18 protein-coding genes are annotated in these 22,144 nt (G+C 56.7%); 11 read left to right on the forward strand and 7 right to left on the reverse strand.

The annotated features are described in order from the left end of the window. Window positions 1-20: 20 nt before the first annotated feature. The 3 genes from HPY71_07665 (at window position 21) to HPY71_07675 (ending at window position 3,598) form a co-directional block, all read left to right on the forward strand. On the forward strand, window positions 21-836 hold the full coding sequence (locus tag HPY71_07665; protein ID NPV53385.1) for an ABC transporter ATP-binding protein: 816 nt from the start codon (window positions 21-23) through the stop codon (window positions 834-836). 196 nt (window positions 837-1,032) lie between these two features. Next, window positions 1,033-2,916: an adenine deaminase gene (gene ade / locus HPY71_07670; GenBank protein ID NPV53386.1), complete on the forward strand. Its 1,884-nt coding sequence runs from the start codon at window positions 1,033-1,035 to the stop codon at window positions 2,914-2,916. A gap of 46 nt (window positions 2,917-2,962) precedes the next feature. Then, window positions 2,963-3,598 carry a metallophosphoesterase gene (locus tag HPY71_07675; protein NPV53387.1) on the forward strand — a complete coding sequence of 212 codons (636 nt, stop codon included), beginning with the start codon at window positions 2,963-2,965 and terminating at the stop codon, window positions 3,596-3,598. A gap of 82 nt (window positions 3,599-3,680) precedes the next feature. Here the strand turns inward: HPY71_07675 and HPY71_07680 are convergent, their stop codons facing one another. Further along, entirely contained in the window at window positions 3,681-3,950 is a 270-nt protein-coding gene (locus HPY71_07680) for a hypothetical protein (protein NPV53388.1), read from the reverse strand. Between the two features lie 1,067 nt (window positions 3,951-5,017). On the opposite strand from HPY71_07680, the gene HPY71_07685 reads away from it, so the two are divergent. The 6 genes from HPY71_07685 (at window position 5,018) to HPY71_07710 (ending at window position 12,521) form a co-directional block, all read left to right on the forward strand. Then, complete coding sequence (locus HPY71_07685) at window positions 5,018-6,118, forward strand: NDP-sugar synthase (protein ID NPV53389.1); 1,101 nt, start codon at window positions 5,018-5,020, stop codon at window positions 6,116-6,118. A 14-nt stretch (window positions 6,119-6,132) separates the two neighbouring features. After that, window positions 6,133-7,305, forward strand: coding sequence for a glycosyltransferase (locus HPY71_07690; GenBank protein NPV53390.1), 1,173 nt, complete (start codon window positions 6,133-6,135; stop codon window positions 7,303-7,305). A 78-nt stretch (window positions 7,306-7,383) separates the two neighbouring features. Continuing rightward, window positions 7,384-8,469, forward strand: coding sequence for a glycosyltransferase (locus HPY71_07695; protein NPV53391.1), 1,086 nt, complete (start codon window positions 7,384-7,386; stop codon window positions 8,467-8,469). After that, window positions 8,453-8,686: a BON domain-containing protein gene (locus tag HPY71_07700; protein NPV53392.1), complete on the forward strand. Its 234-nt coding sequence runs from the start codon at window positions 8,453-8,455 to the stop codon at window positions 8,684-8,686. Before HPY71_07695 ends, HPY71_07700 begins: the two co-directional genes overlap by 17 nt. A 13-nt stretch (window positions 8,687-8,699) precedes the next feature. After that, complete coding sequence (locus HPY71_07705; protein NPV53393.1) at window positions 8,700-11,078, forward strand: glycosyl transferase family 36; 2,379 nt, start codon at window positions 8,700-8,702, stop codon at window positions 11,076-11,078. Between the two features lie 18 nt (window positions 11,079-11,096). Then, the gene (locus HPY71_07710) at window positions 11,097-12,521 is read left to right on the forward strand and encodes a phosphomannomutase/phosphoglucomutase (protein ID NPV53394.1); all 1,425 of its coding nucleotides are present in this window, start codon (window positions 11,097-11,099) and stop codon (window positions 12,519-12,521) included. A gap of 11 nt (window positions 12,522-12,532) precedes the next feature. Here the strand turns inward: HPY71_07710 and pstB are convergent, their stop codons facing one another. The 4 genes from pstB to pstS all read right to left on the reverse strand — a co-directional run bounded on the left by pstB (window position 12,533) and on the right by pstS (window position 16,585). After that, window positions 12,533-13,291, reverse strand: a complete 759-nt coding sequence (gene pstB, locus HPY71_07715; protein ID NPV53395.1) for a phosphate ABC transporter ATP-binding protein — start codon at window positions 13,289-13,291, stop codon at window positions 12,533-12,535. Continuing rightward, complete coding sequence (gene pstA / locus HPY71_07720) at window positions 13,288-14,181, reverse strand: phosphate ABC transporter permease PstA (GenBank protein NPV53396.1); 894 nt, start codon at window positions 14,179-14,181, stop codon at window positions 13,288-13,290. Before pstA ends, pstB begins: the two co-directional genes overlap by 4 nt. Further along, window positions 14,139-15,083: a phosphate ABC transporter permease subunit PstC gene (gene pstC / locus HPY71_07725; protein ID NPV53397.1), complete on the reverse strand. Its 945-nt coding sequence runs from the start codon at window positions 15,081-15,083 to the stop codon at window positions 14,139-14,141. Before pstC ends, pstA begins: the two co-directional genes overlap by 43 nt. Before the next feature lie 470 nt (window positions 15,084-15,553). Next, window positions 15,554-16,585 carry a phosphate ABC transporter substrate-binding protein PstS gene (pstS, locus tag HPY71_07730; protein ID NPV53398.1) on the reverse strand — a complete coding sequence of 344 codons (1,032 nt, stop codon included), beginning with the start codon at window positions 16,583-16,585 and terminating at the stop codon, window positions 15,554-15,556. A 442-nt stretch (window positions 16,586-17,027) separates the two neighbouring features. Here pstS and HPY71_07735 point away from each other — a divergent pair, with 442 nt between their 5' ends. Next, on the forward strand, window positions 17,028-18,845 hold the full coding sequence (locus HPY71_07735; protein ID NPV53399.1) for a family 10 glycosylhydrolase: 1,818 nt from the start codon (window positions 17,028-17,030) through the stop codon (window positions 18,843-18,845). Window positions 18,846-18,983: 138 nt separating this feature from the next. Further along, window positions 18,984-19,145, forward strand: coding sequence for a rubredoxin (locus tag HPY71_07740; GenBank protein NPV53400.1), 162 nt, complete (start codon window positions 18,984-18,986; stop codon window positions 19,143-19,145). Window positions 19,146-19,267: 122 nt separating this feature from the next. Here HPY71_07740 and HPY71_07745 read toward each other — a convergent pair whose 3' ends face one another. Next, window positions 19,268-20,452, reverse strand: coding sequence for a DUF362 domain-containing protein (locus HPY71_07745; protein ID NPV53401.1), 1,185 nt, complete (start codon window positions 20,450-20,452; stop codon window positions 19,268-19,270). A gap of 55 nt (window positions 20,453-20,507) precedes the next feature. Then, window positions 20,508-22,121: a hypothetical protein gene (locus HPY71_07750; GenBank protein ID NPV53402.1), complete on the reverse strand. Its 1,614-nt coding sequence runs from the start codon at window positions 22,119-22,121 to the stop codon at window positions 20,508-20,510. Between the last annotated feature and the right edge of the window lie 23 nt (window positions 22,122-22,144).

The raw sequence follows: 22,144 nt of genomic DNA on the forward strand, positions 1-22,144 counted from the left end.
ATCGGGGCGGAGGTCCTGGTATGCGACCTGTCAAGATATTCATGGAGGATGTTGGCAAGGTATTCCACTTGAAAACGGGGCTGGTAACCGCAATACAACACCTCACACTTGCCGTCTATGAAGGCGAATTCCTGTGTATCGTGGGGCCGAGCGGCTGCGGCAAGACAACATTGCTAAGGATCCTCGCAGGCCTCGAAACACAAACATCTGGCTCCGTGACTGTGAACTTTGGGGATGACACACGGCCCCTCTCGTCCGTCGTCTTCCAGGAACAGTCGATCTTCCCGTGGCTCACGGTGCGGGAAAACGTCGCATATGGCTTGAGGATGCGGCGTGTCAACAAGAAGCTGAGGAATTCAATTGCTGACTACTATATCAGGAAGATCGGCCTGGCGGCCTTTGCCGACTCCTACCCGCACCAACTCTCGGGCGGGATGAAGCAGCGGGTGAGCGTGGCGCGTGCTTTTGCCAACGACCCCCAGATTCTGTTGATGGATGAGCCATTTGGTGCGCTCGATGAGCAGAACAGGGTCCTCTTGCAGCAGGAGCTCCTCAAGATATGGGAGGGGAGCCAGAAGACCGCCATATTCATCACGCACAGTATAGACGAGGCCCTGACCCTCGGCGACAGGGTGCTCGTAATGACCGCCCATCCCGGGACGATCAAGGCTATAGTGGACATCGACCTCCCGCGGCCGCGGCGGGTTACGGAGATAAGGCGGAACCCTCTCTTCCTTGAATTGTTTACGAAGATATGGGAGTATCTAGAGGAGGAGGTGCTGAAGGCCCGCGAGGCGAACGGCTTCAGAGTGGACTCAACTGACGGATCCAACTAATAGATTCATTAGAGATGGATTTGGCTGAGTGGAGGTAGGAAAATAGAAAATAATAGAGAATAATAAGGAGATCCTAAGTGTAGGTTCCTAAATTTATGCCAGTTTACCAGAATGTCCTAGGGGTTGCCGGTGTTGCGTTTGACCTGCCACAGGAGGATATCAAGAGCGCGGACGCGGAGCATGGGGTGGGAGTATCATGGAACGTCAAAGATTATCGGAGATAACTCGAGATCTTGTCGCGGCGGCGACGGGCCGAGTGAAGGCGGATCTCGTAATCAGGGGTGGGAATCTTGTAAACGTCAATACCGCCGAGATCATGAACGGCGTCGACGTCGCTATCAAGCATGGACGAGTGGTCCTGGTCGGCGATGCGACCCACGCCATCGGGGAGGGGACCAGGGTCCTCGATGCCACGGGCTATTACCTGGTGCCCGGCCTGCTCGACGGCCATGTCCATGTGGAGAGCAGCATGGTCACGGTCACAGAATTTGCGCGCGCCGTCCTGCCGCATGGCACCACGGGAATCTTTATGGACCCGCACGAGATTGCAAATGTGCTCGGCGTCGAGGGAGTAAAACTGATGGTGGATGAGGGAAGGGGCCTTCCCCTCAAGGTCTACGCCACAATGCCATCGTGCGTGCCGGCGGCGCCGGGTTTCGAGGACGCAGGCGCCACCATCGGCCCGGGAGATATCCGCGAAGCCATGCGCTGGGAGGGCATCATCGGTCTCGGGGAGATGATGAATTTCCCGGGAGTCCTGGCGGGAGACAAAGGCGTTCACGCCGAGATAGCGGAGGCCCTCAGGGCAGGCAAGGTTGTCACCGGGCACTATTCTATCCCTGAAACGGGGACAGGCCTGCAGGCATATATAGCGGCGGGGATCGCTTCGTGTCACGAGTCCACGCGAAAGGAGGATGCCCTCGTCAGGCTCAGGCTTGGCATGTACGCCAAGATGCGCGAGGGTTCAGCGTGGCACGACGTCAAGGCGACCATCAAGAGCGTGACGGAGACGAGGGTCGATACGAGGCACGCGGTCCTCGTGACTGACGACATGCACCCTGACACGCTGGTCAACCTCGGCCACCTGAACCACGTGGTCCGGCGCGCGATCGAGGAAGGCGTTGATCCCGTAAGAGCCATTCAAATGGCCACGATAAATGTTGCCGACTGTTTCGGCCTCAGCAGGGACCTTGGCAGTATATCGCCGGGCAGGTGCGCGGACATCCTGCTCGTCAGGGACCTGGCAAGCATGCGAGTGGACAAGGTCATCGCCGACGGCGAGCTTGTCGCCGAGAACGGGGAATTGCTCGTGCCGCTGCCGGACGTCACTTATCCCGAGCTGGCGACCCATTCAGTTCACCTTGCGCGACCACTGAGGGTGGAGGATTTTATCATACGGCCTATCATGCGGACCCCCGCAAACGAGGCAAACCTCGCCCGCAGAACGAACGGTAACCATTTCACCACCGTCAGGGCAATAGAGGTAATCGAGGCAAGGGTGGGAACCAGGCATGTCCTGGTCGAGCTCTCCGTGCGTAACAACCCCGGCACCGGTGAGGAGGAAGTCAGCGCCTCGGCAGAGCATGGTGTTGCAAAGGTCGCCGTCATCGAGCGGCACCGTGGGGACAGGGGTATAGGGCTCGGGTTCGTCAGGGGCTTTGGATTCAAGGAAGGGGCTGTTGCATCCACGGTCGCGCACGATAGCCACAACCTTCTCGTGGTCGGGATGACGGATGAAGACATGGCCTTCGCAGCCAACACCCTGGCGGAATGTGGCGGAGGCATGGTCGCCGTAAACCGCGGGGAGGTTCTCGCCCTGGTGCCGCTACCGATCGCGGGCCTCATGTCCGACCAGCCCGTGCGGGAAGTAGCGCGCCAGGTCGAGGAGCTCGAGGGAGCCTGGCGCCGGCTAGGCTGTCGCCTTGTTTCCCCCTTCATGACAATGGCCCTGCTCTCGCTCCCTGTTTTACCGGAGCTTCGTATCACCAATCGTGGGCTCGTGGACACCATGAAATTTAAGTTTGTGGATGTTTTCGGGGATGCTTTCGGGAACGGCCGGGATCAGGCGAGTCAGGTCTAAATGCCAGCCTGAGTGCCGGGTAATATCGAGGTGGAGCTGGTTGAAGATGAAAATCTTGGCCTTAGCCGACCGCGAGGAGGCTTTGCTTTATGACCACTACTCCGAGAAGCGGTTCAGCGGGGTGGATCTTATTCTATCCTGCGGCGACCTGGCGCCTGAATACCTCTCGTTTTTGACGACCATGATAAACGTGCCCCTCTTCTACGTGAGGGGCAATCATGACCTGATCTACGATGTCAGAAAGCCTGAAGGCTGCATAAACATCGATGGCAGGATCGTGACCTACAAGGGACTCCGGATCATGGGATTTGAGGGATCAAAACCATATACGAACGAGGCGGTCCAGTACACCGAGTGGGATATGCGCTTGAAGGTCATTAAGGTTCTCCCGCGGTTGCTGCTGAACCGCAGGGTCGATATAATCTTAACGCACGCTCCCCCACTGGAGATCCACGACATGTCCGATGTATGCCACCGGGGCTTTCAAGTGTTCAGGTGGCTCATCAAGTCATATAAGCCCAGGTATTTCCTCCACGGGCACGTACATCTGAATTACACAAGCGACAGGTCGCGGGTGACCACCATTGACGGGACACATGTGATAAACTGCGATGGATTCTATCTCTTCGACTACGAAAAGGGCCCGGGCAACGGGAGGACTCTAGAAGGGGGACCCCGCTGAGCCGGCATGCGACCGCACAGGCAGTAAAGGCAGCGCAGACGGCACAGGCGACACAGGCATGCGACTCTATAGCTCAGGTTTTCTACTTGCTAACCGTCTGGGCTCCGGCCTTCGGAGCAACAAGGGTCCAAAGCCACGAGATAATCAGCGCGCCGATGATACCGGCGATGACGTTGTAGCCCTTTAGCATCCATCCCCAGTTACCCAGGATGACATCTCCGAGCCAGCTTCCAATCAGGCTGGCTATCAGGAGGGTAACCCAACCCCCACTTATTGCCTTGCCTTTAGCATACCATACCGTCGCAATCCAGCTAATTACAAGTCCGACGATAACCAGGGCAAGCCAGTACATTCAACTTACACCCCCTTTGCTTTCCGGCTTTCCGGTTCATCTGCTTCAATCTCATTCATCTGCTTCCATCTCGTTCCTCCAGGTCCCCCGGTACCCCGGTTCAACCACAAGCTTACGCCACAAGTTCATGCCACTTTATTTTCCTGTCCCCTGTGCCGTGTCTGCATCGTCTCAGGCCAGCCGGCTTGCGGGTCCCCAAACTCTTCTCACTGGTCGCAGTATTATAAATATTCGACGAGGTCTCGAGACTTTCCTGCTATTTTTCGCAAAACGCACGAATCGAGACCACGCCGATAGTCTTCCTGTAGCGAGAAGGTGGGACAGGCTGGCCGGAACCGGGCATTCTCTAACTGCAGCCCGCATAAGAATATAGAGTAAGACAGGAATAAGCATAAGGACTAAGCATAAAAGCAGGGACAAAAAAGTGACTTGCCTTAATGACCATATCCTGCCGATCTCGAGACGGGGGACCCAAGATAACGGGGGAACCGGAGGCGGGGGAGCTTGACTATGGTATATAGAGCCATTATAATTAAATTGGTCGATACTTCTCCCAGGATTGCCATGTTTAGTTATCACTGACTTTGATCGCTCCGAGAGAAGTCTAAAAAAACTATAGTAGCTAATTATTAACTAACTACAAAAGCCAGCTTTTCGCCGTTCAGCGGGCAAAAGGGATCGAGTGCTTTCAGGTCCCTAAACTGATTACAAAATTTTATAGTATTCTCGCGCCCGTAGCTTTTGGCAGCCTTCTCGAACTCGACATAAACATGTAAGTGTAGATTCACATCCACGTGGAGAGCGCTAACGAAGAGGAAACGGGGATGAAGAGGCACCTGGGAGTAGGTTTCAAACCTTGCTCAAAGGTGCCCTTTTTGTTCTTAATTTGTTCTCAGAACTTTGTCCTTGAAACCCGTTTGTTCCTAATCGGGGCTCTAATATCGGGGCTATAACCCTTTAGCATGAATATTTCTACCTGGATTTGGATATCATTCGATTGCCGGGCAAATAGGATTTCACTCCATATTCCAATATAATGCAATTAAGGAAGATTGGGGGAATGCCGTGTGAAAGCCCTACTGCTTGCTGGAGGGCTCGGGACGAGGTTGCACCCGCTAACCTACAACCTGCCGAAGCCAATGGTTCCCGTAGCAAACCGTCCCTGGCTGGAGCATCTCCTCGGCCTCCTCAAGAGGCATAATATCTCGGAGGTTATCTGCAGTCTATGTTACCGTCCCGAGATCATAATGAATTACTTCGGCGACGGCAGCGCCTTCGGGATACGAATGCAATACGTCGTCGAGAAAACTCCACTTGGGACGGGTGGGGCTATCCGGTTTGCGGAGCACCTTCTAGATGATACCTTTCTGGTTTTCAATGCTGATATAGTCACTGACCTGGACCTTACGTCCGTCGTGAATTTCCATAAACAGAACAAGGCAAGGGTGACGATCGCACTTACATGGGTTGACGATCCGACGGCCTACGGCGCCGTGGAGATGGACAGGAATGGCCGCATCCTGAAATTTATCGAAAAGCCGTCAAAAGACCAGATCACCACCAACTTCGTAAATGCCGGGGTTTATGTATTCGAACCCGATATCCTAGAGCGGATACCGAGAGGCCGGCCCGTATCCCTCGAGAGAGAAGTATATCCTTCCCTCCTCGATGAGGGCGTCCCGGTTTATGGTTACGGTTCCAGGTTCTACTGGATGGATCTAGGAACCCACAAACGATACCTGGCCCTCCACGCGGATATTTTCCAGGGCAAGCTCAACCTCGAGATCCAGGGCAAGAGGAACAACGCTGGCACCGCAACTGGCATCGCTACTGCAAATGATAACCCAGGCGGTGGTGCCATATCCCTGGGCGACCAGCGAGATCAGGTGATAATCGGGCGCGAGGCTCATGTGCATCCGACATCGAGGATCCATGGACCTGTGATAATCGGGGACAGGTGCGTAGTGAACGCTGGCGCCGTAGTGGGGCCGATGACGGTGCTGGGTCCGGGCGTGGTGGTCGGGGAAGGAACCCACGTGAGGAACAGCGTCATCTGGGCCGGGACGCGGATCGGCTCGCGGGCCCACCTAGACAGGGTGATCGTTGGCGAGAATTACACCGTGGAAGATGGGAGAGAGCTTCGATCCATGGCTATCGCTGAGAGCTAATTGGAGGTGATAGTGTGAACATTATCTACCTGACGACATATCCCCCGCGAAAATGCGGAATAGCGATATTTGCCGCTGATCTCATTGAAGCGATGATCGCTCGAAACGGGCCTGAGTCATCAAAGGTCATAGCTATAAGCGATGTGCAAGAATACCTCTACGGCCCCGAGGTTGTCGCGGAGATATCCCAGATGAGGAGGCAGGATTATGTAAAGGCGGCCCTGCTGGTCAACGAATCAGATGCCGACCTTGTTCACGTTCAACACGAATACGGCATTTTCGGCGGGAAGTTCGGGGCCTACCTTTTAGACTTCCTTGCGAACGTGAAAAAGCCAGTCGTCGTGACCCTTCACACGGTTCAAATAAATCCTGAACGCGAAATCGTAAACGTCTTGCGGGAAATAGCGAGGTTTAGCAGGGTCCTTATTGTCATGGCAGAAAAGGCCCGCGATTCCTTGGCAAAGGTGTATGGCATCGACCCCAAAAAGATCACGGTTATCCCGCATGGCGTCCCAAACATGCGGCCCATGCGTAGAGAGGCTTTGAAGTCAAAATACGACCTCAACGGGCGCAAAGTCATCTCAACCCTGGGATTGATAAACCCGGGGAAGGGCATAGAATATGCTATCCAGTCCCTCCCGGCCGTCGTAAAGAAACACCCCGATGTCGTTTACCTGGTCATCGGGCAGACGCACCCCGTGGTTCAACGCCAGATGGGCGAGGCGTATCGCATGTCGCTATATAAGATGATAACCAGGCTGGACCTGCAGCATCACGTGAGATTCATTGATGAGTTCCTGACAAAGGACAAACTCCTTGAATATCTCGCGCTTACGGACATCTACCTTACACCATACATAAACAAGGAGCAGATCACCAGCGGGACGCTTGCCTACGCGGTAGCGCTCGGCAAGGCGATCGTCTCGACGCCGTACTTCTATGCCGAGGAAATGCTCGCGGGCAACCGGGGTCTCCTTGCCGATTTCAAGGATCCAGAGTCTATAGCCGGATGTATACTGGATATCCTGAATACGCCCGGCAAACAGCGGGAGCTCGAACGCAAAACCCGCGCTTTTGGGCGCAACATGAGCTGGCCCTCTGTCGCGGGGCTCCACGAGATTCTATTCCAGAACATAATGGCCAAGAAAGTGCACCTGGGGACAGCTGCTGCAACTATATCAGAATAATATCAGGATAACCCTTGCTGCCCGCCGTGAGCAGCACCAGCAGAAGAGAGTCTCTCTGGGAAGGTTGGTGACCTTTAAATGAGAAGACAGGCGGCAGAATACGCCAGCCTGCCGATGCCGAAACTCAACCTTGACCATCTCTTCAGATTGACCGATTGTACGGGGATGATACAACACTCTGTATTTTCAATACCCGATTACGAAAGCGGTTATACTACCGATGATAACGCCCGAGCTTTGAGGGCGGCATTACAATTGTATGATCTGACAGGCGATACCAGGCTGCTCGAGCTGGCTGTGAGGTACATCGGTTTCCTGGCTTACACGCAACGCGAAACAGGGAAGTGGCGCAACTTTGTGGGGTATACGCGCGAATTTCTCGAGGAAGAGGGATCGGAGGATTCCTTCGGTCGCGCCGTTCATGCCTGTAGCTTCGCAGCGCGCACACGAGCGCACGGCGGCATCGCGCGGCTGGCGAACCAGCTCTTGGAGCGAGCTCTCCCGTGGGTGTCGAGCCTGAGGGCCCCGAGGGCTATGGCCTTTTGCATCGCGGGGCTGGCCGAGCTGCACTATGAGCATCCAGACCCGAAGATATATAGTTTAATGTGCACGCTGGCGGATTCCCTGGTTGAACTTTACCGCAGTGCCTCTGACGCAAAGAAGAAGTGGCATTGGTTCGAAGACAGGTTGACCTATTGTAACGCCGCATTTTCAAAGGCCTTCTTTCTTGCATATATGGCGAGCGAGAAACATATATACCTCAAGATCGCCAGGGAGAGCCTCGACTTCCTCTCAAGTGCAATGTTCAAGGGTGGCAAGCTCAAGGTGATAGGGAACCACGGGTGGTGGCTCAAAGGGGCGAGGCCGGCGGAATTTGACGAGCAGCCAGTCGACGCAGGGCTTATGGTGGAGGCCTTCCTGGCAGGTTATTCAGCCACAGAGGATTCTTCTTACTATTCTCAAGCGATAGACGCCTTCGCCTGGTTTCTGGGCAGGAATTCCATAGGGGTGCACCTTTATGACCCAGGCACGGGGGGATGCTTCGATGGCATAACTCCAGACGGGGCGAATCTCAACCAGGGAGCTGAATCCCTACTGGCCTACATGCTTGCCTACCTGAAACTACGTGAAATGGAGGTGAAGCGAAATGAAGCTGCAGGATGATTTGCTCTGCAAGCGAATCGGCTCTGCCATCAAGGAGGATGGTTTCCTGAGCCACTGTCCGATTACAGTCAACTGCCTCGACGGAACCGCCTTCCTTCGTGGCAAGGTCGAGACCCCTGAACAGAGGATAGAGGCTGAGCGCATCGCGCGTCACACCTATGGTGTTAGAAGCGTTGTAAACGAGCTCGGTTTCTATAGACACAGCCTGCGTGGTTAGGAGGGATCTTTCCTTGAATTACGGCAATTTCTCCAGCGACGGACGGGAATTTATTATCACCACCCCGGCCACACCGCGCCCCTGGGCAAACTACCTGACGAATGGCAGGTACTGTGCCCTGATCTCACATACAGGCGGAGGCTACTCCTTCGTTGGAAGCTCGGGTTATAACCGCATAACCCGGGCTTACCCCGGAGAAATGACCATGACCGACCGGCCGGGGCGATATGTTTACGTGCGCGACGAGGCTACCGGCGAATTCTTTAGCATCAACTGGCAGCCGGTGCAGCATCCCTATGAAACCTGGGAGTGCCGGCACGGGATGGGCTACACGCAAATTAGCTCAAAAAACGCCGGCATCGAGGGGCAAATCATCTTTTTCGTGCCCCTGGATGATGACGTCGAAATCTGGCTAGTTTCCCTCAAAAACACAACGAGCCAGCCGCGGCGTTTGAGCGTCTTCACCTACGTGGAATGGTGCCTCGGGAGCTATGGCTTTGACCTCATTGAGACGAGCTTCGCCAGCCTTTTCAAGTCCGTTGGGTTCGATGAGGGCGTCGGCGCCATCATAGCCAAGATGGGGCTATGGGACGTGGGACACCGTGCCGCAAAACCCCACATGCCCTGGAACCGCCATGCCTTTATTGCGACAAGCCTTCCCGTGGTCGGATTCGACGGGCTGCGGGAGGAGTTTGTCGGCCGCTACCGTTCCCTGGCGAACCCAGTTGTGGTTGAGCGGGGGCAATGCGCAAACTCCGATGGCTTCGGCCGGGACGCCGTCGGCGTTCTGCAGGGCAGGGTCGAGCTATCGCCGGGCCAGGAACAGGCCTTCACCATCATAATGGGGGCGCCTGATGACGAAAAGGCCATCGGGTCGCTCGCCGGGAAATTCCAGGATACCTCGAACGCCACTGAGGAGCTTGACCGCCTGAAATCTTTCTGGGATAATTACCTTAACCGTGTGGTGGTCTCAACCCTTGATCCTGATTTCGACCTTTCGGTAAATATATGGAATAAATACCAATCATGGGTGACGTTTAACTGGTCCCGCATGAGCTCCTACTATATAGGAGGGGGCTCCATGTTCGGGCTGCGCGATACCTCCCAGGACTTGCTGGGCGTCCTTCCCAACGATCCCCCGCTTGCCAGGGCCAAGCTCAGGGAGGTCCTAAGGCATCAGTTCCGCGACGGGGGTACGCTCCACAACTGGGACCCCATAACGGATACCGGGCCCCGTACCGGCCACTCCGACGATGCGCTGTGGCTCGTCCTTGCAACCGCCGAATACCTGAAGGAAACGGGGGATTTCAATTTCCTCGAGGAGCTCGTGCCCTACTACGACGGGACAGAGGGCACGGTGTTCGATCATCTCAGGAAATCTATAGAGTTTACCATCTTCCATACGAGCCCCCGGGGCATCCCCTTGATGGTTGCCGGCGATTGGAATGACGGCCTCGACCAGGTTGGCGAGGAAGGCAAGGGCGAAAGCGTGATGACCGCCGAGTTCCTGTGCTGGATGCTCAAGGAAATGATCGACATCTGCGAGTTAAGGAATGACCAGGCCCTGGTGAAGGATTACAGGGCCCAGAGGGACAAGCTGATCGCCAAGATCAATGAGTTCTATTGGGATGGCGCCTGGTACGCCCGGGGGACCACGGATGAGGGTGAGCTCTTCGGGAGCTCGAGGAATAAATATGGTCGCATCTACTTAAATGCCCAGAGCTGGGCAGTCCTCTCGGGCGCAGCGCCGCCCGAACGGGCGCTCGCATGCATGGAGGCGGCCCGGAAACACCTAGACACCAGGTACGGGCCGGCGATCTTCCTGCCGGCATACGCCGAGCCGGACCCGCACATAGGTATCATAACCATGTTCAGCCCCGGGGTCAAGGAGAACGGCACGATATTCAACCACCCCGTCTGCTGGGCCGTTATAGCCGAGGCTATGCTGGGCAGGGGTGAACGCGCTTACGACCTTTTCAAGCGGTCCTCCTTCATCACCCGGGGGAAGGACCCTGATACATATAAAGTCGAGCCCTACATTTACTGCGAATACGTCTACGGGCCGGACTCTAAATTCTTCGGCCAGGGCGAGTTCAGCTGGACCACGGGGACTGCCGCGTGGATGTTAAAGGCGTGTCTCGACTGGATTCTGGGGGTCAGGCCGGAATACGGGGGCTTGAGGGTTGACCCCGTTATCCCCCCTGACTGGGAGGGATTCACGATCCGGCGCCCATTTCGAAAAGCTACATATGATATAGAGGTAGCAAATCCCGAGCGCGTGTCGCGGGGCGTAAAACAGGTGGTAATGGATGGCAAACCCTTCGAGGGCAACCTGCTCCCGCCCGTTTCCGACCGGAAAACCCACAAGGTCCAGGTCACCATGGGAAGGTAGCCTTATAAGCGTGTGGCTATGGGAAAGAAGTCTTGCAAGGGGGTAGAAGCATTGGCAGCGGTAGAAGTAAGGATAAACCCCGAGATATTCAGGGAATACGACATCCGTGGTGTAGCCGAGAGAGACCTGACATCCGATGTAGTATATACCCTGGGGCAGGCGATCGGGACCTTCCTTCAGAATGCAGGAGAGAAGGAGGCCATAGTCGGGAGGGACAACAGGATATCGTCACCGAGGCTCCGCGATGCCCTGGTGGACGGGATCACATCGACGGGTTGCAACGTGCTTGACATAGGGGTCGTCATAACCCCCGCATTTTATTACGCCCGGATTCTCTACGGCATAAACGGCGGGGCTATGATAACGGCGAGCCATAACCCACCTGAATTCAATGGATTCAAGGTGGCTTTCGGCCCGGGGACGCTCTATGGCGAGCAGATCCAGGACCTGCGTAAGCTGGCTGAGAGCGGGGATTTCGCAAGAGATGGGCGCGGGCGCGTGTCAACCGCCGGCCCAAGGGACGCGTACATATCAATGCTTGCCGGGAAGATCCAGCTCGGGCCGCGCCGCCTCAAAGTCGCCGTGGACTGCGGCAACGGGACGGCATCGTTTTTCGCCGGCGACCTCATGCACAAGCTCGGCTGCGATGTGATCCCACTCTACTGCGAATCCGACCCCGGGTTCCCAAACCACTTCCCCGACCCGGTCAGGCCCCAAAACCTGGGCGCCCTCATCGACGCTGTGCGATCGCAAGGCGCGGACCTGGGCGTGGCCTATGACGGGGACGGAGACCGGATCGGCGTGGTGGATGAAAAGGGCGACATCATCTGGGGGGATCGCCTCATGGTGCTCTTCTGGCGGGAGATCCTGCCCAAGCACCCCGGGGCGACGGCCATCATCGAGGTCAAGTGCTCCCAGGCCCTCGTTGAGGAGGTTGAGCGCCTCGGGGGAAAGCCGATGTTTTACAGGACCGGCCACTCCCTGATAAAAGCCAAGATGCGCGAGATCGGAGCCGTGTTTACCGGCGAGATGTCCGGGCACATGTTCTTCGCCGATGAGTATTATGGGTTTGACGACGCCCTCTACGCGTCAGCAAGGCTCCTAAGGATCCTGTCCAACACTGATGCGACACTCTCGGAACTGCTGGGCGACGTCCCGAAGTACCCTGCGACGCCCGAGACCAGGGTGCCCTGCCCCGACCGCGAGAAGTTCAACGTCGTGCGCTCCATCCAGGAGCACTTTAAGGCCCTTTACCCCGTCATAGACATCGATGGCGCCCGCATCATCTTCCCCAGCGGGTGGGGCCTGGTCAGGGCATCCAATACCGGCCCCGAGCTGGTTGTCCGCGCCGAGGCTAAAACCGGGGATGCCCTGGACAAGATCAAAAAGGAGATCGAGGATGCCCTGCGGAGCTTCCCGGCAGTGGGTGCAGTGCGCTGGTGATGATGCCGGCCTTATCCGAAGCGCCCGCTGATATAATCCTCGGTCCTCTTATCTTTGGGGTTGGTGAATATCTCCGTGGTGAGGCCGTACTCAATCATCTGTCCATTCAAGAAGAATGCGGTATACTCCGCGACCCGGGCCGCCTGCTGCATGTTATGCGTAACCATCAGGATGGTGTACCTGGACTTCAGGTCGGCGATGAGCTCCTCGACCTTCAGGGTGGAGGCCGGATCCAGGGCAGAACACGGTTCGTCCATCAGCAGCACCTCCGGCTCCACTGCCAGGGCACGGGCAATGCATAGCCGCTGCTGCTGGCCTCCGGATAGATTGTAGGGACTTTCGTGAAGCCGGTCCTTAACCTCGTCCCATAACGCCGCCATTCGCAGGCTTTTCTCCACTATATCCTCCATCCTTGGACCCGGCCTCAGCCCGTTTACCCGCACCCCTGCGGCTACATTGTTGAAGATGGACATCGTCGAAAAGGGGTTGGGCTTCTGAAACACCATCCCTATCCTGTGGCGGAGTTCGGCCAGGTCCATATTATCACTGTAAATATCCTGGCCATCCAGCATTACCTTGCCCTTTGTGCGGGTTCCCGGAAGCAGTTCGTGGAGGCGATTGAGGCAGCGGATCAGGGTGGACTTGCCGCACCCTGACGGGCCGATGATCGCGGTAACCTGGTGAAGGGGCACCGGCAACGTCACGTCTTTCACTGCTTGATTCTTACCATACCAGGCGCTAAATTCCTCTACAAGCAACTTTACGTTCATCCCCTATTCCCCCCGCTGGCTCGCCTACCCGCCACCCGGGCAGCCATGCTTGTAACCAGAACCAAGGCCAGCAGCACCAGAGCTGCACCCCAGGCCAACCGGTGCAGGTCCTCATAAGGCGTGGTGGCATAGGTGTAAATGTATACCGGAAGGGAGGCTATACGCTGGTCAAGCCCGGTGTGCCAGTAGCGGCTGCTGAGGGCGGTAAAGAGTAACGGCGCGGTTTCCCCGGCGATCCTGGCCACCGCCAGCATAACACCTGTAATGATCCCGCCGGCCGCGCTGCGCAGCACCACGCTAACGACGGTTCGCCACTGGGGCGCGCCCAGCGCCAGCGAGGCCTCCCGGAGGCTATTAGGTACCAGCTTCAACATTTCCTCGGTGGTCCTGGTCACCAGGGGAAGCATGATAATCGCCAGGGCCACCCCTCCGGCGATGGCGGAATAACGCTTCATGGCCACGACAATGGTACCGTAAACCGCTATCCCAACGATGATGGAGGGGATCCCGGTCATCACATCGCAGATAAATCTCACGGTCCAGGCCAAACGGCCCCGACCAAACTCGGCCAGATAGATGCCTGCCAGGATCCCTATAGGGATGCCCATGGCCGATGCCAGGCCTACGAGGATCATGGTCCCAACAATTGCGTTAGCCATCCCGCCCCCGGGTTCCCCCACCGGCTTTGGGAGCTTGGTGAAAAAATCCCAGCTAATGGCGGACAATCCCTTGGCAGAAACATAGATTAAAATGCTCGCAAGCGGGATAAGCGCCACCACTGTAGCAAGCACCGACAGGACCCCCATGGTCCGGTCGACTATCCTTCTCCGCTGATTGCGCCCTATTCTCACTCCCTGGTCACCCCCTGGGGCACCCTGGCCACTCGCCATACCAGCAGCCGGGCCATGATGTTCAATAGCAGCGTAATCACGAAAAGTATCAATCCTGCAGCTACCAGTGCCGATAAGTGTAAATCGTTGAAGGCCTCACTGAACTCGTTGGCGATGATACTGGCAATGGTCTGGGCGAGTTCAAAGAGCGATGGAAAGATTTGCGGGCGGTTGCCGATAACCATTGTGACCGCCATGGTTTCGCCCAGGGCCCTCCCTAGTCCCAGGATTGCCGCTCCCAGGATACCCGACCGTCCGTAAGGCAAGACCACCATTCGTATGGTCTCCCATCTGGTAGCCCCCAGGGCCAGCATGGCCTCCTGCTGGGAGCGGGGCACTACCAGCAGCACCTCCCTGGAAACCGCGGAAATAGTAGGCGTGATCATGATTGCAAGGATGATACCGGCAGCCAGCATGCCGAAACCGTAGGGTGCACCCTTAAAGAGGGGCAAGAAACCAAGGGCACTCCCGAGGACCGGTTCTACAGACGACCGCACCCAGGGCACAAGGACGAATACCCCCCACAAGCCATATACCACGCTGGGAATAGCTGCTAGAAGCTCCACAAGGAATGATACAGGGCCTCGTAACCAGTGAGGAGCCAGCTGCGTCAGGTAGATGGCGATACCCAGGCTCAGCGGGAGCGCTATCGCAAGGGCAATCAATGATGACACCACCGTGCCGTAAACCAGCGGCAAAGCGCCGAATACTCCATGGACAGGGTCCCAGCGGGAGCCCAGGGCAAATCCCGGGCCAAACTTTGTGAAGGTGAGCTGCGCCCCCTCCACAAGCACCCAGAGGATGGCCAGGACTACGCCCACCAGGCTCAAGGCGGCAAGGTAGGCGAAACCGCGGAAGGCGATATCCCCTTCTAACCACGCTTTATAGCTTTTCTTTTCCATCAAAAAGCATCCTCCCAGAAATCATCCTCCGCACTGTTTTTGAGCTTCCGAATTTCGAGCTTTCGAACGAAACGAAATCTAGCAGCGTAGCTGTGTAACTGTGTAAACAAACGGGCATAGGGGAAGCCCCGGGCGATTCCGGGATCCTCTTCCCCTTCAAGCCATACGGTTATACGGTCTATATCTTATATCTATATCTGGCTGTCTATATCTGATTGTCCATATCTGATTCCTTGATTCCATATGATCATATCAACAGCTTTAATAGCTCTAAAGTAGTAGCTCTAACGTCAACCAGTTAATCATTGTTACTGAGGTTTTAACATAAGGTGCCATAGAATGCCAGCTTCGAAATCTCGTATGGCAATATACTTGGCAGGATGGCCGCAACAAACCACCAACTATCAGGCAACTGGCATCCTTTGGCACTTTATGTCAAAACCTTAGTCATTGTTATTGGTTTGTTTATTTTATTTATGGAGAATCTCGCCCCTGTAATTAATCTGCTTGATCTTCTTCTCGGCCAGTTTCACTACGTTGTCAGGCAGCGGGGCGTAAAGCAGCTCCTTGGCAAATTTTTCACCGTCGTGAATGGCCCACCACAGGAATTTGACCAGTTCGGTACCCTTTGCTTTATCCTTTTGATCCTTGTAAACCAGCAGGTAGGTATAGCCAGCGATAGGGTAGGCGTCCTCGCCAGGGGCGTTGACGATGGAAACCCGCATATCTTCCGGCATGTTGGAGACTGCACCTGCAGCAGCAGCGGTGGTGGTCTCGAGGGTTGGCTCTACAAATTTGCCAGCCCGGTTCTTCAGGAAGGCATATGGCAAACCATTTTGAATGACATAGGCCAGTTCGACGTAGCCGATAGCACCCGGAGTTTGCTTAACAGCGCCGGATACGCCCTCATTACCCTTGGCCCCGATACCGGTAGGCCATTCTACAGATGTGCCTTTCCCAACTTTTGTCTTCCAGGTGCTGCTGACATTGCTCAGGTAATCCGTGAAGATGTTGGTGGTGCCGCTTCCGTCGGAGCGGTGCACGACGACAATCGGCTGAGCTGGTAGATCAACGCCGGGGTTGATGGAGGTAATCCTCTTATCGCTCCACTTCGTTATCTCGCCCATGAAGATGTCGGCCAAAATGTCGGGTGTCAGCTTGAGACCGGTCTTAACGCCCTTCAAGTTGTAAGTAATTACTACAGCGCCCATTACAGTTGGGATGTGGAAAATCTGCCCCGGGGCCTTGGCCAGCTGTTCGTCTGTCATTGGGGCATCACTCCCAGCAAAGTCCACCGTTTGTTCAAGGATGCCCCTGATGCCGCCGCCACTGCCTATGGACTGGTAATCAATAGCCACGTTTGGATCGACCTTGCGGTACTCATCAAGCCACTTGCTGTACAAGGGGTATGGGAACGAAGCGCCAGCCCCGTTCAGGGCCACGGTTCGCGCCTCGATCTGCACAACGGGGCCGACCAGCACTCCCACCAAGAGGATCGACATAAGCAGGACCAACCATTTGTTTCTCGTGTTGAGCACTTAATTTCCCTCCTCCTGAAATCTTGCAGCCTTCGTATTGCCCACTACGCTTTTTATCTTACAAGCCCCCTGTTACGGACCAATTGCAGCGGTGTTAACATTATGTAAAAGTATGTAAAAGCTGGTAGACGGGCCACTCCATAATCTCTAAGGCATCCTGCTGACATCTTCATATCGACGCGTGACCGACAGGATTCGACGATATCGCGGCGAATTCCTTTGTTATGCGACTTATACAATACCCTATCGCGCAGGCTAGATTTTATAGCCTCTGGAATGTAATACCTTAAAATCGCGAGGTGCAGCCGATTTGCTTAAACAGCCCCAACAACTCCTTAGACAAGCACCGACTACAGGTAGAGGCATCATCATTATCTCCATTCTCTCCATCCTCCTACTCATCCTTATGTCCACCCTGCACCTACCCCTATCACTGGGCGACCCAGCCGACGCGCAGGAATCCCAGCCTTTAAACCCTTTACAGGCAGGGGCGGGCGCCCCCACAGCCGCGGCCGTTGCGCGCGGCATCTGGATCGACGCGAAGAGCATCCCTTCCGACCCAGATGCTATCCGGGCCATGGTCAGGCGCCTGAAGGATGCCAACTTCAATATGATCTTCCCCGAGGTCCTCTACCAGGGCTCCACTATCTTTTTCTCAGGGACCGCCGCCTCTGAGGGCATACAGCCCCAGATGCCGAGGTTCTCAGGGATGGATCCTCTCGCGATCCTGATCGATGAAGCCCACAGGTTCTCTATCGAGGTCCATGCCTGGTTCAGCATGTTCTATGTCGGGCTCAATACCCCGGGACCGATTCTGGGAAGGCACCCCGAGTGGGCTGCGATCAACAGGCAGGGTGAGATAGGTTACAGGCAAGGGGTAAACAGGTTCTACTGGGTATGCCCGATGCATCCCGGCGTCCGCGAATACTACACCAGGCTCGTTCAGGAGGTCGCCCGGAAGTATGATATAGACGGGGTCCACCTCGACTACATCAGGTACCCCGACCCCATACAGGGGGACTTCTGCTATAGCCCGGAGCATCGCGAGGACTTCAAGGCAAAATATGGTGTCGACCCGCTCGACCTGGATCCCGAAGCCGACCCGGAGCGATATAAGCTGTGGAACAAGGTGAGGGCGGATGCTGTAACCGAGGTGGTCAGGTCCATAGCCGGGGAACTGAGACAATCAAAGCCCGGCGCGAGGCTCTCGTGCGCGATCGCGCCCCGGGGGATGCCCATCGAGCTGAACTCGGGCCTTCTCCAGGATTGGCCGGAGTGGGCGAGCAGGGGCTATGTCGATATGCTCATTCCAATGACATATAGCTCGAGGCCGAACGAGATGAAGGCGCTCTTGACCTGGTCGCAGTACTTCTCCCGGGGGGCGGTCCCGGTCTATGCAGGTATCCAGGGGTTTGGCCTCTCCGGCCCCGAGGGGTTGCTGGCCCAGGTGAATTCCGCGCTCGAACAGGGCGCAGGCGGTGTTGTCATCTTTGCCTATCCCTACCTCACCGATGAAAGCCTGGCCGCCCTGAAGGCCGGTCCATTTGCGACCGCAACCGCAGAGGTAGGCACTCCAGGTAATCTTCCCCAGAACCGTCCCTTTTCTGAAGCCTTTGAACGCCAGGGAGAGCCGCCGCGCATGATACAAGCAATTCGAGTCGCCACCCCTCCTGTCATCGACGGTATGCTCGACGATGAGGCATGGCAGCTGGCCGGGTGGCAGTCGGGCTTCAAGTTGATCACCGGTGAGGGAGACGCCCGGGAGCAAACCTCCGTCGCTGTATGTTACGACGATTCCAGGCTCTACATCGCCCTCAGAATGGCGGATGAGAGGCCGGATCTCATCAGCGCGTCGGTCACATCACGGGATGGACCTGTATTCTACGATGACTCTGTGGAGGTCTTCCTCGACCCGGCTCATACTCACAGCTTTTATTACCACTTTGCCGTGAATCTCTTCGGGACCCAGTACGACAGCTACTCGCGAACAGGCCCATCCTGGAACGGGACATGGCGCGCAAGGGCTTCCACAACAGGAGATGGCTGGGTCATGGAGATGGCCATACCCATCGATGAGATTGCGAAATCTCGTCCCACCGCCGGGACCATATGGGGCGCAAATTTCAACAGGACGATGCTCCGGCTGCAGGAATTCAGCGGCTGGGCCTTTACGCCGGGCACGTTCCACGCACCGTCGTTCTTCGGCGATATAATATTTGAATAAACCAAGATGAGGCGGGAGGTGATGGAGGTGATGATGGAGGAAAACGGGTCAGCCGCGTCGAATCTTTCAACACAAATCCAGGAAGATGCAGGTACAAATCCGGGAGAATGAAAGACGAATGGGGGCGGTATCAGCGTCATGGACAGGTGGGAGTGTACTGTGTGCGGGTATATCTACGATCCGGAGGAAGGGGACTCCTCCAGCGACATCGACCCGGGAACGCCGTTTGAAGATCTCCCCGAGGACTGGGTCTGTCCGCAGTGCGGGGCGACAAAGGATCTCTTCGAAAAGTTGGTTTAGGTCCGGATCGGGTCCGTGATTCGGCATCGGATTCGTGGCTCGGTCTAGATGCGGACGCTAGGTATACAGGGTGGATGGGGTTGCACGCCCGGACAGGCATGCAACCCCCCATGTTATCCAAGCTACTTGAGCATGTCCTTGACATCCCGGCCATGAGGAGGGCAACCGGGAATATAGGTTACCTCCTGGGACTGCGCGGAGCGCGCCGCGGCGGCGACATCCCTCATACAGCTGCCCACCAGGATCAGCCTGCCCTTCACCCCATCCGGCTTTGTCGCGCCAGCCATCTGGCCAAACATTATGGTGTTGCCTCTGAGGAGCTCAAGCTCCCCCTCACGCTCCAGGTTCGATATAAAGGTCTCCATGAAATGCCGGCAGCCGCTGCATGCCCCGCTCTCATGCACATATATGCCCTTAGCAATGAGATCGCTGAAGTCCAACACATGACGCCTGACCTTGCGGGCAATCTCCGAAACCGGCACGCCGGCGACCTTGATCTTCCCCGGGTCGCCGCACCCCAGGCCCTGGGCGTCGGCGAGCCCGATATATTCAACCTCGCCCGGGTCGATCCCCATGATCAAAGATCCGATGGCATCCGCGGCAACGGTATCCGTCGACGCCACCATAACCCCGAGGTTCGCAGGCTCCCCGTGGGCTGGCCCGAGGCCCTCCATGCCGATCGTGCCATCAAGGACCGTGAGATCGGGGCAGACGATCTTGTTGAGATCCACTATGGCCTGTGAGAGGCCCCACTTGTGAAACCGCTTCTTATCCTGTTCCCGTATGATGCCCTTCATATTTTTAAGGCTCAGCGTCACGGGAAGGGCATCGTGGGTCTTCATAACGGGGAGGTTGATTACCACATCCGCCTCCAGTATAGCCCGGGGCACATGAAGCCTGTGAAAGGCCCGGCCGCATGGCACAGGCACGGCAACCATTTCGGCCGTCTTCAAGTCCAGGAGCTCGGCCCCGAGCTCCCCGGCGAGGGCGTAATACCCATTCGCCTCAAAGGCGTCTCGCGTCGATGTCCCGACGATCGCCCCCTCGCCGATGATGATCTTCCGGGCGCCCGCCTCCTTGACCAGGATCGACAGGGCCTTGACCACACCGGGATTCGTGGTTGCACCTGTCAGGTGGTTTTTCTTGAACCCGATATTGGGCTTCAAAAGGACGATGTCGCCCGGGCTCACGATCGACCTGATGCCGCCGATGAGGTCCAGGAGGTCACCGGTTGACCTGAGCACCGCCCCGAAGTCATTGGGATCTCCGCACTTGGTTACGCCAACCAGGGCCCTGCATGAAGTCATAATTACCATCCTCCAGCTCTTGGTGCTTCTATAGTCGGTCCCACCCCAGTTGATTCTATCTCTGGCCCTCTGTTTCCTCTTTGAGCTCGACTATTTTCCATTTCCCCCTGACCCTCCGCAGCGTCAAGAGATCGCGATGTCTCTGGGTTACCTCTCCCTCGCCGGATGGGAGCGTAAGGGAGTAGGTGGCCCCAAACCTCACCTCTTCAGCCGTCTCGGATATCTTGGTGATCCTGAGGTCCGTGAGTTTAACAGGGTCCAGCACCTGCTGCACCGGCGGCCCCGCCGCGCCCTCGCCCCCGGCCCCAGCCCCAGCCCCGGTCCCAGCCCCGGCCTGAGTCTTAGCCCCGGCCTTCGCCCCGACGGAATCGGCAGGGCCAGCGGGCGAAGCCCCCCCTTGGCCCGGAGCGCGCCCGGCCTGGAGCATCATCCCCATATTCACCTTGTTTATGACGTAGAGATTCGTCACCCACCTGATGACATTCCTGCCCGCCTTTGAATCAATGGCCTCATCGAGGAGCTGCGGGTCGAGGTTATCTATCGCCTGGTAGTAGAGGGCCACCACCTTTTCCGGCGGCGTCTTCGCCGTTATGACGGGCGGGGTCTTGCCGCCCTGGAAGAGGTAGATTACAACGAGAACGGCCGCGATCACCCCGGCTATCAACCCGGCCCTCATCCGGAGGGAACGCATCACACGATCAACCCTCTGTGCCCTAGCAAAGGACTCCGCCTTCTTCTTAATATCAGCCTGCTCATCCGGACCCGCGTGGAAAGCCCCGGCTTGTTCGATTTTGCGCAAGCGTTCGAGAAGGTCGCCGGGGGATTTGGGCCTCCCTTCCGGGGACTTCTCCAGAAGAGACATAACCAGTTCCGCAATCTCCCCCGATATATCGGGATTGTGGTATCGCGGGTCAGCGGGCTTGCGCTCCAGGATGTTTTCGGTTATCATCTTGGGCTCAGGGTCATCAAAGGGGAGCTTGCCCGTGAGCATGAAGTAAAAGGTCACGCCCGCGGCAAACAGGTCCTGAGCTGGCGTCCAGGCTTTGCCCCTGATCACCTCCGGCGGGTTGAAGTTATCCTGGATATTGCGGCCCTGGATATTGCGGCCCGGGCGGTAAGGCGCAAGGATCCCGGCAGTATACGGGTCGAGGAGCGCTGCTTCCCCTGTATCCCTGATGATCACGCTTTCGAGGGTGGGCCCATGCAGGGGTTTCCCTCCTCTGGAGAATTCATCCATAACCCGGGCGATGGATATCATCCACTTTACAGACCTTTCCGGGTCAGGCGCAGCGTGCCCCAAGTAACCGTCGAGCGCTTCGCCCTCATAGGGATCGGTCTTTATATAGTACTTGTCCCCTATATTCTCGACCCCAAGCGGCCTTATGAAGCCCTCGACCGAGATGCCCTCGATCTCGTCTCGGCGTTTCTCAAGATTGCGTACAAGCTCGATCAGCACTCGCTTCTTGGGCTCGTGCTCGAATCCGAACTCCTCGAGGCGGTAACGCGGAGTCCCGCCAGTGCCAGTCCCCTTGCTGACAGCCTTGGTGCCAGGTTCCCCGGCAACAGATCCTTCTCCGGCAGCAGGTTCCTCAACAATGAGATATTCAATCCCGCGGGGGGTCTTTCCCTTGCTCAGAACGGTCCGGTCAGGGTTGAGTCCAGTCTGCACCTTGCTCCCTCCCACCTGGAATA

Source organism: Bacillota bacterium, from assembly GCA_013178125.1.
Lineage (GTDB): Bacteria > Bacillota > SHA-98 > Ch115 > JABLXJ01 > JABLXL01.

Excerpts from the sequence above, each read along its gene's own strand:
- HPY71_07665 (NPV53385.1), top strand. The coding sequence starts at position 21 with ATGCGACCTGTCAAGATATTCATGGAGGATGTTGGCAAGGTATTCCAC.
- ade (NPV53386.1), top strand. The coding sequence starts at position 1,033 with ATGGAACGTCAAAGATTATCGGAGATAACTCGAGATCTTGTCGCGGCG.
- HPY71_07675 (NPV53387.1), top strand. The coding sequence starts at position 2,963 with ATGAAAATCTTGGCCTTAGCCGACCGCGAGGAGGCTTTGCTTTATGAC.
- HPY71_07680 (NPV53388.1), bottom strand. The coding sequence starts at position 3,950 with ATGTACTGGCTTGCCCTGGTTATCGTCGGACTTGTAATTAGCTGGATT.
- HPY71_07695 (NPV53391.1), top strand. The coding sequence starts at position 7,384 with ATGAGAAGACAGGCGGCAGAATACGCCAGCCTGCCGATGCCGAAACTC.
- HPY71_07700 (NPV53392.1), top strand. The coding sequence starts at position 8,453 with ATGAAGCTGCAGGATGATTTGCTCTGCAAGCGAATCGGCTCTGCCATC.
- HPY71_07710 (NPV53394.1), top strand. The coding sequence starts at position 11,097 with ATGGGAAAGAAGTCTTGCAAGGGGGTAGAAGCATTGGCAGCGGTAGAA.
- pstB (NPV53395.1), bottom strand. The coding sequence starts at position 13,291 with ATGAACGTAAAGTTGCTTGTAGAGGAATTTAGCGCCTGGTATGGTAAG.
- pstA (NPV53396.1), bottom strand. The coding sequence starts at position 14,181 with ATGGCGAGTGGCCAGGGTGCCCCAGGGGGTGACCAGGGAGTGAGAATA.
- pstC (NPV53397.1), bottom strand. The coding sequence starts at position 15,083 with ATGGAAAAGAAAAGCTATAAAGCGTGGTTAGAAGGGGATATCGCCTTC.
- pstS (NPV53398.1), bottom strand. The coding sequence starts at position 16,585 with ATGTCGATCCTCTTGGTGGGAGTGCTGGTCGGCCCCGTTGTGCAGATC.
- HPY71_07735 (NPV53399.1), top strand. The coding sequence starts at position 17,028 with ATGTCCACCCTGCACCTACCCCTATCACTGGGCGACCCAGCCGACGCG.
- HPY71_07740 (NPV53400.1), top strand. The coding sequence starts at position 18,984 with ATGGACAGGTGGGAGTGTACTGTGTGCGGGTATATCTACGATCCGGAG.
- HPY71_07745 (NPV53401.1), bottom strand. The coding sequence starts at position 20,452 with ATGACTTCATGCAGGGCCCTGGTTGGCGTAACCAAGTGCGGAGATCCC.